This is a genomic window from Pseudomonas sp. PDM05 (assembly GCF_014851685.1).
In the GTDB taxonomy this organism is placed as follows: domain Bacteria; phylum Pseudomonadota; class Gammaproteobacteria; order Pseudomonadales; family Pseudomonadaceae; genus Aquipseudomonas.
In genome coordinates this window covers 932,280-945,399 of record NZ_JACVAC010000001.1, presented here as the reverse complement: position 1 = coordinate 945,399, position 13,120 = coordinate 932,280, and the positions used below count along the sequence as shown (strand labels likewise).

The window sequence follows — 13,120 nt, the reverse complement described above, 5'->3', positions numbered from 1 at the left end:
AGAGAACACCGATGACCGCCGCCCACACCCGCATCCTCGAACTGCGCGCTGAACTGGATCAGCACAACTACCGCTACCACGTCCTCGACGAGCCGAGCATTCCGGACGCCGAGTACGATCGCTTGTTCCACGAGCTCAAGGCCCTGGAGGCCGAGCACCCGGAGTTGGTCACGCGGGATTCGCCGACACAGCGGGTGGGCAGTGCGGCGTTGTCGGCGTTCACCCAGGTCAAGCATGACGTGCCGATGCTCAGTCTCGGCAACGCATTCGATGAAACCACCATGCTCGAGTTCGATCGCCGCGTGACCGAAGGGCTCGACTTGCCCACCGGCGATCTGTTTGGCGGTGGTGCAGCGGTGGAATACAGCTGTGAGCCCAAGCTCGATGGCCTGGCGGTCAGCCTGGTGTATCAGGATGGCGAACTGGTGCGCGGCGCCACCCGTGGCGACGGCACTACCGGCGAAGACATCAGCGTGAACGTGCGCACCGTGCGCAATATCCCGCTGAAGCTGCACGGCAGCGGTTGGCCGGCGACCCTCGAAGTGCGCGGCGAAGTGTTCATGTCCAAGGCCGGTTTCGAACGGCTCAACGCCGCGCAACTGGAAATCGGCGGCAAGACCTTCGCCAACCCGCGCAACGCCGCCGCCGGCAGCCTGCGTCAGTTGGATTCGAAGGTCACCGCGAGCCGCCCGCTGGAGTTCTGCTGCTACGGCGTGACCACCGATCTCAGCGATACCCACATCGGCAACCTGCAACAGTTGCAGAAGTGGGGCATGCCCATCAGCCATGAGCTGAAACTGGCCAAGGGCATCCAGGATTGCCTGGAGTATTACCGCGACATCGGCGAGCGGCGCAGCAGCCTGCCGTATGAAATCGACGGTGTGGTATTCAAGGTCAACAGCATTGCCTACCAGCGTGAACTGGGCTTTCGCGCCCGCGAACCGCGCTGGGCCATCGCGCATAAATTCCCGGCCACGGAAGAGTTGACTGAACTGCTCGACGTGGAATTCCAGGTCGGCCGCACGGGTGCCGTCACCCCGGTGGCGCGCTTGAAGCCGGTCAAGGTCGCGGGTGTCACCGTGTCCAACGCCACCTTGCACAACATGGATGAAGTGGCACGCCTGGGCGTCATGATCGGCGACACGGTGATCATCCGCCGCGCCGGTGATGTGATCCCGCAGGTCGTCTCCGTGGTGCTCGAGCGTCGTCCGGAACACGCCCGTGCGGTGCCGATCCCCGAGAGCTGCCCGGTGTGCGGTTCCCATGTGGAGCGCACCCAGTTGGTCAAGCGCAGCAAGGGCAAGGAAACTGTCAGTGAAGGCGCGGTGTACCGCTGCGTCGGCCGCCTGGCGTGTGGGGCGCAGCTCAAGCAAGCGATCATCCATTTTGTCTCGCGCCGGGCCATGGACATCGACGGCCTGGGCGACAAGACCATCGAGCAACTGGTGGATGAAAAGCTCATCGGCTCGCCGGCTGACCTCTACAAGCTCAAGTACGAGCAGATCATCGACCTGGAAGGCTTCGCCGACATTTCCAGCAAGAAGCTGATCACCGCCATCGAAAACAGCAAGACTCCGACCCTGGCGCGCTTTATCTATGCCCTGGGGATTCCGGACGTGGGCGAGGAGACCGCCAAGGTGCTGGCGCGCTCCCTGGCTTCCCTGGAGCGGGTGCAGAAGGCCTTGCCGGAAGTGCTGACGTACTTGCCGGATGTGGGGTTGGAAGTGGCGCACGAGATCCACAGCTTCTTTGAAGACAGCCATAACCAGGACGTGATCGGCGCGTTGCTGTCGCCGGACGAGTGCGGCCTGCAATTGCAGGATCAAGGCGACCTGAGCGCCGAGTTCGCCGCCAGCGCGACCTTGGGCGGTTTGCTCGACAAGCTGCACGTGCCCAGCGTCGGCCCGGGTGCTGCGCAGAAACTGGCAGACAAGTTCGGCAGCCTGCAAGGCGTGATCAACGCCGATTGGCTGGACATGCGCCAGGCGCTACCCGAGAAGCAGGCCAAGGCGGTGCGCGAGTTTTTTGATAACCCCGACAACGCCCGCCGTGCCCTGGCCATTGAGCAGCAGCTCAAGGACTTTGGCATGCACTGGGACAGCGAAAAGAAAGTCGTCGAAGGCTTGCCCGAAGCCGGTCACACCTGGGTACTCACCGGTTCCCTGGAGCTGATGAGCCGTGACGTCGCCAAGGACAAGCTGGAAAGCCTCGGCGCCAAGGTGGCGGGTTCCGTTTCGGCGAAAACCCATTGCGTGGTCGCCGGGCCGGGCGCCGGTTCAAAACTGGCCAAGGCCAGCGAGCTGGGCCTGAAGGTGCTGGATGAAGAGGCCTTTATTGCCTTCCTGGCCAAGCACCACATCACGCTCTGATAGCGCTTTGTAACGGGAATGCTTGCTGTACTGCGCTGGTTCGCCGTGATTGGCGGACTTGCTGTGCTGGGCTGGTTCGCTTTGATGGACGGACTCATTGTAGTGAGCGGGCTTGCCCCGCGCTGGGTGGCGAAGCCGCCCCAAATCCAGGCACCGCGTTCTTCCTGAAATACCGCGGTGGACCGTTTGGGGCGGCTGCGCCCCCCCCAGCGCGGGGCAAGCCCGCTCACTACAACGATGTGGAACGATCTTGGGGGGGAAATGATCTAGTCTCTGTCACCCAGGGAGAGACGCCATGTTCCGCTACTTCGAACAACTCAGTTCGCGCATTGCCGCACCGTTCGTGGCCGATACCACGCGCAACGCCAAGGTATGGCAGTGCCGCTGCGGCCAATCCTTGTTCTTTCGCAACAGCCAGTGCCTGGCCTGCCAGGCGCTGTTGGGTTATCAGCCCCAGCAAGGTCGCTTGGCCTCCCTGCAGCCCGGTCCTGTCGAAGGCACCTGGCAGCAGGACGGCAACCTGGAAGCGGGCGCCTTTCGTCGTTGCGCCAACCTCGACACCCCGGCCGCCTGCAACTGGCTGATCCCGGCCCACAGCACTGCGGCGCTGTGCGTGGCGTGCAGCCTCAATCGCACCATTCCCGACCTGTCGATCCCGGAAAACCCCGAACGCTGGCGCAAAGTGGAGACCGCCAAGCGTCGCCTGGTGGCGCAACTCATCAGCCTGGGTTTGCAGGTCGTGCCCAAAAGCGTCGACGAAGACACCGGCCTGGCCTTCGATTTCATCGGCATCGACCTGGAAGGCAACGCGCCCATGACCGGCCATGCCAGCGGCCTGATCACCCTGGACATCAAGGAAGCCGACGACGCCCATCGTGAGAAAGTTCGCGTACAGATGCGCGAACCTTACCGCACCTTGCTCGGGCATTTTCGCCATGAGGTGGGGCATTACTACTGGGACCGGCTGATTGCCGACAGCCACTGGATCGAGCCGTTTCGCCAACTGTTCGGCGACGAACGCGCCAGTTATGCCGATGCCCTCGATCAGCACTATCAGCAGGGCCCACGTCCCGACTGGCAGCAGGCCTGCGTCAGCGCCTACGCGACCATGCACCCCTGGGAAGACTGGGCCGAAACCTGGGCGCATTACCTGCACATGATGGACGCCGTCGACACCGCGCTGGGCTTCGGCATGAGCGCGCGCGAGATGGACCTGGATTACCAGCCGTTCCCCCTCAGCACCCTCTACGATCCCGAGCACCCGGGCGGCCCGGCATTCCTGTCATTCGTCAACGCGTGGATCGAACTGGCCGGCATGCTCAACGAGCTGTCGCGCAGCATGGGCCAGCCGGATTTCTATCCGTTTGTACTGCCACCGGCGGTGATCGCCAAGTTGCACTTCATTCACTTGGTGATCCAGGAGGAGGGCGGCCGGGCGGATGAGGTCCTACAGGCCCAGTGAAATGGCTTTTCTGTGGGAGCTGGCTTGCCTGCGATAGCATCACCTAGGTCCAACTGATACACCGAGGTGCCTGCATCGCAGGCAAGCCAGCTCCCACAGGGGGCGATGTACTGGCTGAGGCCGTGGGCAAGTGCTTGAACCGCCAGATGTTTTTATTCCAGCACCAACGGTTGTAACTTCCGATGAGATCGGTACAATGGCCCCGCTTGCCGAGAGGCAGGCGTCGTTATGGTGACCCCATCGGTCCCCCCGCAACGATTACCCGTGAACCTGGTCAGAGCCGGAAGGCAGCAGCCACAGCGGGAACATTGTGTGCCGGGGTGTGGCTGGTGGGGTTGCCTCCATAACGCTCTTCCCCGCAGTACCTCTTCTGCTTCAAATCAAAAATTCTTTTATTCAGTCATCTGCCAGGTTTATTGCGCAGCACATGACGGCTGTTTCACAACTTTCAATACCCCCACTTTACAAGCCAAAACCACCTTGTTAGTTTCCGCCGGCGACTTGTTTCAGAATATGACAATGGCGCGAATTTGATATTGAAGTGCTATCACTTCTTTAACTAACAAGGATGTCTGTGATGAAAAGCCTGCAAGGGTTGCCCCGTCTTATCAGTGCTTCGGTAGGCGCTCCCGGCAAAGCCCGTAACTTGCCCGCCGATGTGCAGTGCATCCAGTATTTATTCAATCTGATCATCCCCAAACTGGGTTTTCCGCTGGCCGAGAACGGCAAGTGCGACGGCCAGTTGGTGCAGTGCATCAGCCAGTATCAGTTCCGTCATCTCAAGTATGCGCATCCCGACGGGGTGATCGACCCCACCGGCCGTACGTTCAACAGCCTGATCGAGGAAGCAGTGAAGGTGCCGGTCAAAGCCTATCCAACCCTGCGCATCCCGAGCTTTCTCAACGTGTTCGGCAACAACCAGGGCGATGCGGTGCAGGCCACGGTCAATGTGTACCTGGATCGCATGCGGGCGATGATCGAGGCTGAGCGGCGCAACCGCCAGTTGATGCTCCAGGCCACGTGCGACGGGGGCATGACCCTCAGTGAAACGGATTTCAAGAACGCCGCCACCCAGTTGGGTAACGGTATTTCGGTGAATATCATCAAGGCTTTCGCCACGGTTGAATCCGGCGGGCGCTCGGGCTTTGGCCCGGCCAAGTTGCCGGTGATCGCCTTTGAAGGGCACCTGTTTCGCAAGTACACCAAGCACATCTACGACCAGGCGCACCCGCTGCTGTCATACCCCTATGTGAGAAAGGCCGGGCCGCAGTGGCAGGTCAATAACAAGGATCAGGTCAAGGCCTGGGAAACCATGGCCACCGCCTTTGCCCTGGATCAGGAAGCGGCGCTGATGTCCGCATCCTGGGGCATGTTTCAGGTGATGGGGTTCAACTTTGCGGCGTGTGGTTACAAGACTGTGTTTGAATTCGCTGCGGCATTAAAGATTAATGCCGGCAGCCAACTAAAGGCGTTCCTGGGTTTTTGCAGCCAGAGCCCGGCGTTGATGAAAGCCATGAAAGACAAGGATTTCGCCGGTATGGCGCGCAACTATAACGGCAAGGATTACGGCATCTATGACCAGCTTATTGAGAAAGCCTACAACGCACTTGAAGGGAAGAAATAAGATGACCCGTTTTCTGGCGATGAGTGTGTTGTCGTTGTGTGTCGTGGCGCCTGCGTTTGCCGGTGCGCCCGCGTTGCATTCGGGCAAGTACGAAGGTTTGATGCTGGCGGTGACGCCAGAGCATCAGGTAGAGGGCTTCTACGCCGAAGAACTGGGCGAGGGTGTGACCCGCAGTTGCGCCTTTTACCTGCAGGGCAAGGCGAATGCACTGACCACCTGGCTCGACGATGCCTACCCAGGCAGTGTGAGTCCGTCCTCCGACGGCGTGACCCTGACCGTTGAGCAGGGTCGCCAGCACCCCGGCTGCATGAGCGTGTTGATGCCAGAGATTGCCACTGGCCTGGACCTGACCCAGACCGCCAACAAGCAGTGGATTGGCCTGGTGACGGTGTCCGCCGACAAGGCCTACCTGCTGAAAACCCCGGGCGCCAAGGTGGCCAAGCGTCCGTATATCGTCAAGGATGATGTGGTTGGCGTGCTGGCGTTCAAGGATGGCTGGGCCCAGGTCGAGTTCATCAATGCCCAGAATCGTTCGTTTATTGGCTGGATCAGCGCGGATCAGTACGCGCGCCTGGCACCTCCGAAAAGCTGATCTCAACAACACACCGCAAAAATGTGGGAGCGCGCCCGCTCCCACACAAGCCCGCTCCGACAGGGGCATGTGTCAACCAAAGGTCTCGCGAAGTAACCCGGCAAACGCATCCCTGGCCAGATGCCGCTGGGTGTCCTTGTTCCAGAACAATAGATTGTCCACCGTCTGCCACTCGTCAAACCGATACGACGCCAGCTGATTGGCCTGCTCATACCGCGCCAGGATGCCTTCCGGCGCCAATGCCACGCCAATCCCCGCGCTTACGCAACCAATGATCGTGCCCCAACTGGCATAGCTGGCAATGTTCGGTCTGAAATCCTGAGGCTTGACCCAGTTTTCCAGCGCTGCACGGTAGGGGCAGCCGGGCGGCCACACCAGCAAGGTGCGCCCAGCCAGGTCGGCGGCGCTGTGGATCGGTGCGCTTGCCGCGCTGGCGATCAACACCAGGCGCTCACTGTAGACCACGCAGTGTTCGAGCTTGGCGCGCTTGCCGCCACTGGCCACCAGCGCCACATCCAGACGGTGGTGTTGCAGGTCGTCGAGCAACTGGCCCCAGGCGCCGGTTACCAGTTCCAGGCAGACCTGCGGGTAGCGTCGGTGATATTCCGCGAGCAATGGAGGCAGACGCCCGCTGGCACTGGACTCCACCGCGCCGATGCGCAGGGTGCCACGGGGGATGGCGTTGGCGTCCACGGCGCGTTTGGATTCGTCCACCAAGGCCAGGATGCGCTCGCAGTACTCCAGGAAAATCTCCCCGGCGGCGCTGATGACCAGCCCGCGCCCGGCACGGATAAACAGCGGCGTGCCCAACTCGCTTTCCAGTTGCTTGATGCGCGTGGTGATGTTGGACGGCACGCAATGCAACTGCACGGCAGCCTGGGCCACGCTGCCGGTTTGCGCGACGGCTCGCACCATTTTCAGTTGGGCCAGTTCCATTGCTCAGTTCCAGTGATTGCAGAAGTCAGAAACGCTTAATTGTCCTACGGATTACCGGGGCCAAGACTGACGGCATTCCTTCTCTGTTTCTGGATGCCTTCGATGAATTCCCCGTCACCCGTCAAGCTTACGCTAGTGGTTGCCAGCGTCATCCTCTGTTGGGCCTATTCGCCAATTGGCGTGCACATGGGGCTGCACAGCTACAGCCCCGGGCAATTGGCCTTGCTGCGGTTTCTGATTGCGTCAGTGTTCATGGGCGGCGTGGCGCTGGTAATGGGCATCGGCCGGCCGCGCCTGTGCGATCTGCCGTGGTTGCTGGTGCTGGGTTTTTTCGGCGTATTCCTGCATCACACCAGCCTCAACTATGGGCAGCAATTCGTCACGGCGGCGGCGTCCAGCGTGCTGGCGCAGTCGGCGCCGTTGTTCAGTGTATTGATCGCGTTTTTCTGCCTGAAGGAGGGCGTCAGCGCTTGGCGTTGGGGGTGCGTGCTGCTGGGGCTGGCGGGCGTGCTGGTGGTGGCCTGGGGTGATCAGGGTGTGGGTGACATCGACCCGCGTGGCTTGTTGATCCTGGTGGCGGCGCTGTCGTGGAGTGTGTACTTCGCCATCCAGAAGCACTTTGCCCACCGCTACAGCCCGCTGACCATGGCGTGCTACATGGTGTGGGCGGGCACTCTGATGTTGTGTAGCAACCTGCCCGGCCTGCCGGCTGCGGTGGTGCAGGCGCCATTGGCGGAAAACCTCGCGGTGCTGGTGTTGGGGATTTTCCCCAGCGCCCTGGCGTACCTGGCCTGGGCGTATGTGTTGAAACACGTCGAGGTCAGCCGGGCGTCGGTGGCGATGTACTTGATTCCGCCCGTGGCCATGCTGATGGCCGCGACGCTGCTTGGCGAACGGATTGCCCTGCCAGTGGTGCTGGGCGGGGTGATCGTGTTGGCCAGTGTGGCGGCGATCAGTCTTGAGGGGCGTTGGGTGCGCGCTCCCCGGTGTACAGCTGGATGATGTCATCGATCTCGCCGGACATTTTCATCCGCAGCAAGGTGCGCAAAATTTGTTGCACCGGCACGTTCGGGTCATTGCGCACCGTGCACCCCAGGCTCTGCTCCTCGATCACCGCGACTTTATGCAAGCGCTGGCCGGGTGCCAGGTTCTGGTTGAAGCGTTCGAGTATCCACTCATTGATGACCGCATATTTGAAGCGACCGGCCACCAGCTTGTGCAGCACCTGTTCTTCGCTGCGGGCGTCGTCACGCATGAGTTGGCCGCTGGCAAACAGCGGGTCGAGGGCGGTGTAGCGATAGCTCAGCACTGTGCCGATCAACTGCGGGGCCAGTTTGTCCAGTTGCACCGTCTGCGCGGGTACATGGGCGCTGACCAGCAGGTTGCGCTGCACAAACAGCGGAACGCTCCAGAGGTAGTCGCCGGGCATATCGTCGACCCAAGCCTGGGCGACATAACAGCGCACATCTATCTCGCCATGCTCCATGGCGGGGGCGATGCGCGCCCGCGCCAGTACGTGGAACTGCGCCGGCTGCCCGACCTGGGTGGCCAGGCTCGACATCAGGTCATACAAAATACCCTGCGCGGGACGGCCATCCTCCAGTTGCACCATGGGCATCGCCCAACTGTCGGAAACCGAGAAGCGCAGCGGTGCAGGCGCTGCAAGGCTGGCCGTGGCAATCATCCATAAAATGCCCAGGACTGCGCGCATATGCTCTCCGGGTTCAGGCCTTTATAGGGCCAGTCACAAGAGCTTAGTCAGATTAGGCAAGCGTGCCGGATGCAATTTCCCCCTTGCTCCGCTAGCATTACCGGCTTCTGTTTCCCAGTTGCGACGGTTTTCGATGAGTTATCAGGTTCTTGCACGTAAATGGCGTCCGCGCTCGTTCCGCGAAATGGTCGGCCAGACCCATGTGCTCAAGGCTCTGATCAATGCCTTGGACAGCCAGCGGCTGCACCACGCCTACCTGTTCACCGGCACCCGTGGGGTGGGCAAGACCACCATCGCGCGCATCATCGCCAAATGCCTGAACTGTGAAACCGGTATCACTTCGACGCCCTGCGGCACCTGCTCGGTGTGCCGGGAAATCGACGAAGGGCGTTTCGTCGACCTGATCGAGATCGACGCCGCGAGCCGCACCAAGGTCGAAGACACCCGCGAGCTGCTCGACAACGTGCAGTACGCGCCGAGCCGTGGCCGCTTCAAGGTCTACCTGATCGACGAAGTGCACATGCTGTCCAGCCACTCCTTCAACGCCTTGTTGAAAACCCTGGAAGAGCCGCCGCCCTACGTCAAATTCATCCTGGCCACTACCGATCCACAGAAACTTCCTGCAACGATTCTGTCGCGGTGCCTGCAGTTCTCCCTGAAAAACATGACCCCCGAGCGGGTGGTCGAGCATTTGACCCACGTGCTGGGTGTCGAGAACGTGCCGTTCGAAGACGACGCACTGTGGCTGCTCGGCCGCGCCGCCGATGGCTCGATGCGGGATGCCATGAGCCTCACCGACCAGGCCATTGCCTTTGGTGAAGGCAAGGTCATGGCCGCCGATGTGCGCGCCATGCTCGGCACCCTCGACCATGGCCAGGTTTTCGACGTGCTGCACGCATTGATCGAAGGCGACGCCAAGGCGCTGCTCGAAGCCGTGCGTCATCTGTCGGAGCAAGGCCCGGACTGGAACGGCGTGCTTTCGGAAATCCTCAACGTGCTGCATCGCGTCGCCATCGCCCAGGCCCTGCCCGAGGGGGTCGACAACGGCCATGGCGACCGCGACCGCGTGCTGGCCCTGGCCCAGGCGTTGCCGGCCGAAGACGTGCAGTTCTACTACCAGATGGGCCTGATCGGCCGCCGGGACTTGCCCCTGGCACCGGACCCGCGTGGCGGCTTCGAGATGGTCCTGCTGCGCATGCTGGCCTTCCGGCCTGCTGATTCGACCGATGCGCCGAGACAGCCGCTAAAGCCAGTGGGGATCAGCCAGGCCACAGTTGATTCCGCCAAACCAGTGGCTGGCGCGGCGGTGGTTGCGCCAGTGGCTGCTGCGCCGGTTCCCGCGCCAGCGCCTGAACCGGTGCCTGTGGCAGAGCCCGAGCCCGAGCCCGAGCCTGCACCCGTTGTCGAGCCGCAAGCTGTCGTCGACCTGCCGTGGAACGACCCGGTAGACGCCGAGGCCGAGGCCGAAGTCGAGCAGCAACCCGTCGTGGAGCCCGTGCTGGAAACCACCGGCGAGCAGCCCGAGCTGACGCCGATGCCTACGCCGACCCCGGACAGCGTTGTGTTGGACGCTCCGGAGTGGGTGTCCGCGCCGGTGCCCGAGCCCACCGTCGCCCAGGTGGAGGCGTCCGTTCCCGGCATCGACCTCGACGACGAGCCGCCGCTGGACGAAGACTACATCGAGCCGGACATGGATTCGGCCTACAGCTACCTGGACGATCTGGCCAGCGAACACACCGCCGAGCCGGCCCCCGAGCCCGAGGCTGAGCCAGCTGCGGCGCCGGCCACCGGCCTGGCCTTGCAATGGCTGGAATTGTTCCCGAAACTGCCGATCTCTGGCATGACCGGCAGCATCGCCGCCAACTGCACATTGATCTCCATCGAAGGCGACCACTGGCTGTTGCACCTGGACCCGGCCCACAGCGCCCTGTTCAACGCCACCCAGCAACGTCGCCTGAATGACGCGCTGAACCAGTACCATGAGCGCACGCTGACCATCGCCATCGAGCTGATCAAGCCCGAGCAGGAAACCCCGGCCCAGGCCGCGACCCGTCGGCGAATCAACCGCCAGCGTGAGGCCGAGGACTCGATCCACGGCGATCCGCTCATCCAGCAAATGATGCAACAGTTCGGGGCGGTCGTCCGTCACGATACTATTGAACCTGTCGAAGCCCCGGTGCCCCAAGCGTCATGAAACCGGGCTACTAATTGATCCACGTACTTTTGAGGTGATTCCCATGATGAAAGGTGGCATGGCCGGCCTGATGAAGCAGGCGCAGCAGATGCAGGAAAAAATGGCCAAGATGCAGGAAGAACTGGCCAACGCCGAAGTCACCGGTAAAGCCGGTGGCGATATGGTCAGCGTGGTGATGACCGGTCGTCACGACATCAAGCGCGTGAGCATCGACCCGAGCGTATTGCCAGGTGTCGGCGAAGACGACCTGGAAATGCTCGAAGCGCTGTTCGCCGCGGCCGTCAACGACGCCGTGCGCAAGATCGAAGCCAACAGCCAGGAAAAAATGGGCGGTGTGACCGCGGGCATGCAACTGCCACCGGGCATGAAGCTGCCGTTCTGATCGGCGATCGTTAGCTAGACTCCAATGCCAGGCCTTGTGCCTGGCATTTTTGTTTGTGTCGATCCGATCGAACCCAGGCACCCCCAATACGGTCTGCACCCTATACCGATGGATTCGCGAAAGGAGCCCCAGATGCCACAACAACCCATTCTGAACCAGCGCATTGTGCTGGTCTCACGCCCCGTGGGCGCGCCGACCCCGGAAAACTTCCGCATGGAGCGCGTGGCCTTGCCGGAGCTGGCAGACGGCCAAGTCTTGCTGAAGACGCTGTACCTGTCCCTCGACCCTTACATGCGCGGACGTATGAGCGACGCGCCGTCCTACGCCGCGCCGGTGGAAATCGACGAGGTGATGACCGGTGGTGCTGTCAGCCGTATCGAACAGTCGCGCAACCCGAAATTCGAGGTGGGTGATCTGGTGGTCGGTGCCACGGGCTGGCAGAGCCATGGCATTTCCGACGGGCGCAATCTGATCCCGGTGCCCAATGGGCTCCCCAGCCCCTCCATGGCCTTGGGGGTCCTCGGCATGCCGGGCATGACCGCCTACATGGGCCTGATGGACATCGGCCAGCCCAAGGCCGGCGAAACCCTGGTGGTGGCAGCCGCGTCCGGTGCGGTGGGTTCGGTGGTAGGGCAGGTGGCCAAGCTCAAGGGCTTGCGTGTGGTCGGGATTGCCGGTGGCGCCGACAAATGCCGTTATGTGGTGGATGAGCTGGGTTTTGATGCGTGCATCGACCACAAAAGCGAGGCGTTCGCCGATGAACTGGCGCAAGCCTGCTTCAAAGGCGTGGACATTTACTTCGAAAACGTCGGCGGCAAAGTCTTCGATGCGGTGCTGCCGCTGCTCAACCCCAAGGCACGCATCCCGCTGTGCGGGCTGATCGCCGGCTACAACGTCCATCAGCCGCCCACGGGCCCCGACCGCTTGCCTGCGCTGCAACGCACCTTGCTGACCAAGCGCGTGCGTATCCAGGGTTTTATCGTGTTTGACGACTACGGCGACCGCCAGCCCGAATTCCTCAGCGCGATGGCGCCGTGGGTGCGGGATGGCAAGATCAAGTTCCGCGAAGACGTAGTCGACGGCCTGGAGCAGGCGCCTGAAGCCTTTATCGGTTTGCTCGAAGGACGCAACTTCGGCAAGTTGGTGGTGCGCGTCGCACAGGATTGAGCATTTGACGCTAATCCGGGGCGCGGGTATAAACCGCGTCTCGTCGTTTTGTCGGACCCTTCGCCCATGAGCTTCAGCCCCCTGATTCGCCAACTGATCGACGCCCTGCGCACCTTGCCCGGCGTCGGCCAGAAAACCGCCCAGCGCATGGCGCTGCAACTGCTGGAGCGTGATCGCAGCGGCGGTACCCGGTTGGCCCAGGCCCTGAGCCAGGCCATGACCGGCGTAGGCCACTGCCGCCTGTGCCGCACCCTCACCGAAGAAGACCTCTGCCCGCAATGCGCCGACCCGCGCCGCGACGACACGCTGCTGTGCGTGGTGGAAGGGCCGATGGATGTGTACGCGGTGGAGCAGACCGGCTATCGCGGGCGCTACTTTGTGCTCAAGGGCCACCTGTCGCCGCTGGACGGCCTTGGGCCGGAAGCGATCGGCATTCCGCAACTGGTGGCGCGCATTGAAGAGCAGGGCACCTTTACCGAGGTGATCCTGGCCACCAACCCGACAGTGGAAGGTGAGGCGACGGCGCATTACATCGCGCAACTGCTGACCAACAAAGGCCTGATCACCTCGCGCATCGCCCATGGCGTGCCGCTGGGTGGGGAGTTGGAGTTGGTGGACGGCGGCACGCTGGCGCACTCCTTTGCAGGTCGCAAGCCGATCGCGCTCTAAGCCACATTGCAAAA

Annotated in this window: 11 protein-coding genes and 1 other RNA gene; 10 read left to right on the top strand and 2 right to left on the bottom strand. The window is 62.2% G+C overall.

Translation table 11 applies throughout. The annotated features are described in order from the left end of the window. Positions 1-11 precede the first annotated feature (11 nt). From ligA to IB241_RS04420, 5 genes are all read left to right on the top strand, one after another. The gene (gene ligA, locus IB241_RS04440; protein ID WP_192297137.1) at positions 12-2,369 is read left to right on the top strand and encodes an NAD-dependent DNA ligase LigA; all 2,358 of its coding nucleotides are present in this window, start codon (positions 12-14) and stop codon (positions 2,367-2,369) included. A 295-nt stretch (positions 2,370-2,664) separates the two neighbouring features. After that, positions 2,665-3,831 carry a putative zinc-binding metallopeptidase gene (locus tag IB241_RS04435; protein ID WP_192297136.1) on the top strand — a complete coding sequence of 389 codons (1,167 nt, stop codon included), beginning with the start codon at positions 2,665-2,667 and terminating at the stop codon, positions 3,829-3,831. 238 nt (positions 3,832-4,069) lie between these two features. Further along, positions 4,070-4,166, top strand: an RNA gene (gene ffs, locus IB241_RS04430) — signal recognition particle sRNA small type. Between the two features lie 242 nt (positions 4,167-4,408). Then, positions 4,409-5,455 (top strand): N-acetylmuramidase family protein, encoded by a 1,047-nt coding sequence (locus tag IB241_RS04425; protein WP_192297135.1) that lies wholly within the window; start codon positions 4,409-4,411, stop codon positions 5,453-5,455. A 1-nt stretch (position 5,456) separates the two neighbouring features. Beyond that, a complete protein-coding gene (locus IB241_RS04420; RefSeq protein WP_192297134.1) occupies positions 5,457-6,047 on the top strand; it encodes a hypothetical protein in 591 nt (196 codons plus the stop codon). A 72-nt stretch (positions 6,048-6,119) separates the two neighbouring features. On the opposite strand, the gene IB241_RS04415 is transcribed toward IB241_RS04420, so the two are convergent. After that, complete coding sequence (locus IB241_RS04415; protein WP_192297133.1) at positions 6,120-6,983, bottom strand: LysR family transcriptional regulator; 864 nt, start codon at positions 6,981-6,983, stop codon at positions 6,120-6,122. A 102-nt stretch (positions 6,984-7,085) separates the two neighbouring features. Here IB241_RS04415 and IB241_RS04410 point away from each other — a divergent pair, with 102 nt between their 5' ends. Then, positions 7,086-7,985, top strand: a complete 900-nt coding sequence (locus IB241_RS04410; RefSeq protein WP_192297132.1) for a DMT family transporter — start codon at positions 7,086-7,088, stop codon at positions 7,983-7,985. On the opposite strand, the gene IB241_RS04405 is transcribed toward IB241_RS04410, so the two are convergent. Next, on the bottom strand, positions 7,936-8,694 hold the full coding sequence (locus tag IB241_RS04405) for a substrate-binding periplasmic protein (RefSeq protein WP_192297131.1): 759 nt from the start codon (positions 8,692-8,694) through the stop codon (positions 7,936-7,938). The two genes, IB241_RS04410 and IB241_RS04405, sit on opposite strands and share 50 nt — an antisense overlap. A 133-nt stretch (positions 8,695-8,827) precedes the next feature. On the opposite strand from IB241_RS04405, the gene dnaX reads away from it, so the two are divergent. The 4 genes from dnaX (at position 8,828) to recR (ending at position 13,106) form a co-directional block, all read left to right on the top strand. After that, positions 8,828-10,888, top strand: coding sequence for a DNA polymerase III subunit gamma/tau (gene dnaX, locus IB241_RS04400; RefSeq protein ID WP_192297130.1), 2,061 nt, complete (start codon positions 8,828-8,830; stop codon positions 10,886-10,888). Positions 10,889-10,931: 43 nt separating this feature from the next. Next, complete coding sequence (locus IB241_RS04395; RefSeq protein ID WP_003175481.1) at positions 10,932-11,270, top strand: YbaB/EbfC family nucleoid-associated protein; 339 nt, start codon at positions 10,932-10,934, stop codon at positions 11,268-11,270. A 132-nt stretch (positions 11,271-11,402) separates the two neighbouring features. Next, positions 11,403-12,437, top strand: a complete 1,035-nt coding sequence (locus IB241_RS04390; protein ID WP_192297129.1) for an NADP-dependent oxidoreductase — start codon at positions 11,403-11,405, stop codon at positions 12,435-12,437. 66 nt (positions 12,438-12,503) lie between these two features. Next, positions 12,504-13,106, top strand: a complete 603-nt coding sequence (gene recR / locus IB241_RS04385; RefSeq protein ID WP_192297128.1) for a recombination mediator RecR — start codon at positions 12,504-12,506, stop codon at positions 13,104-13,106. The last annotated feature ends 14 nt before the right edge of the window (positions 13,107-13,120 follow it).

Excerpts from the sequence above, each read along its gene's own strand:
- ligA (WP_192297137.1), top strand. The coding sequence starts at position 12 with ATGACCGCCGCCCACACCCGCATCCTCGAACTGCGCGCTGAACTGGAT.
- IB241_RS04435 (WP_192297136.1), top strand. The coding sequence starts at position 2,665 with ATGTTCCGCTACTTCGAACAACTCAGTTCGCGCATTGCCGCACCGTTC.
- IB241_RS04425 (WP_192297135.1), top strand. The coding sequence starts at position 4,409 with ATGAAAAGCCTGCAAGGGTTGCCCCGTCTTATCAGTGCTTCGGTAGGC.
- IB241_RS04420 (WP_192297134.1), top strand. The coding sequence starts at position 5,457 with ATGACCCGTTTTCTGGCGATGAGTGTGTTGTCGTTGTGTGTCGTGGCG.
- IB241_RS04415 (WP_192297133.1), bottom strand. The coding sequence starts at position 6,983 with ATGGAACTGGCCCAACTGAAAATGGTGCGAGCCGTCGCGCAAACCGGC.
- IB241_RS04410 (WP_192297132.1), top strand. The coding sequence starts at position 7,086 with ATGAATTCCCCGTCACCCGTCAAGCTTACGCTAGTGGTTGCCAGCGTC.
- IB241_RS04405 (WP_192297131.1), bottom strand. The coding sequence starts at position 8,694 with ATGCGCGCAGTCCTGGGCATTTTATGGATGATTGCCACGGCCAGCCTT.
- dnaX (WP_192297130.1), top strand. The coding sequence starts at position 8,828 with ATGAGTTATCAGGTTCTTGCACGTAAATGGCGTCCGCGCTCGTTCCGC.
- IB241_RS04395 (WP_003175481.1), top strand. The coding sequence starts at position 10,932 with ATGATGAAAGGTGGCATGGCCGGCCTGATGAAGCAGGCGCAGCAGATG.
- IB241_RS04390 (WP_192297129.1), top strand. The coding sequence starts at position 11,403 with ATGCCACAACAACCCATTCTGAACCAGCGCATTGTGCTGGTCTCACGC.
- recR (WP_192297128.1), top strand. The coding sequence starts at position 12,504 with ATGAGCTTCAGCCCCCTGATTCGCCAACTGATCGACGCCCTGCGCACC.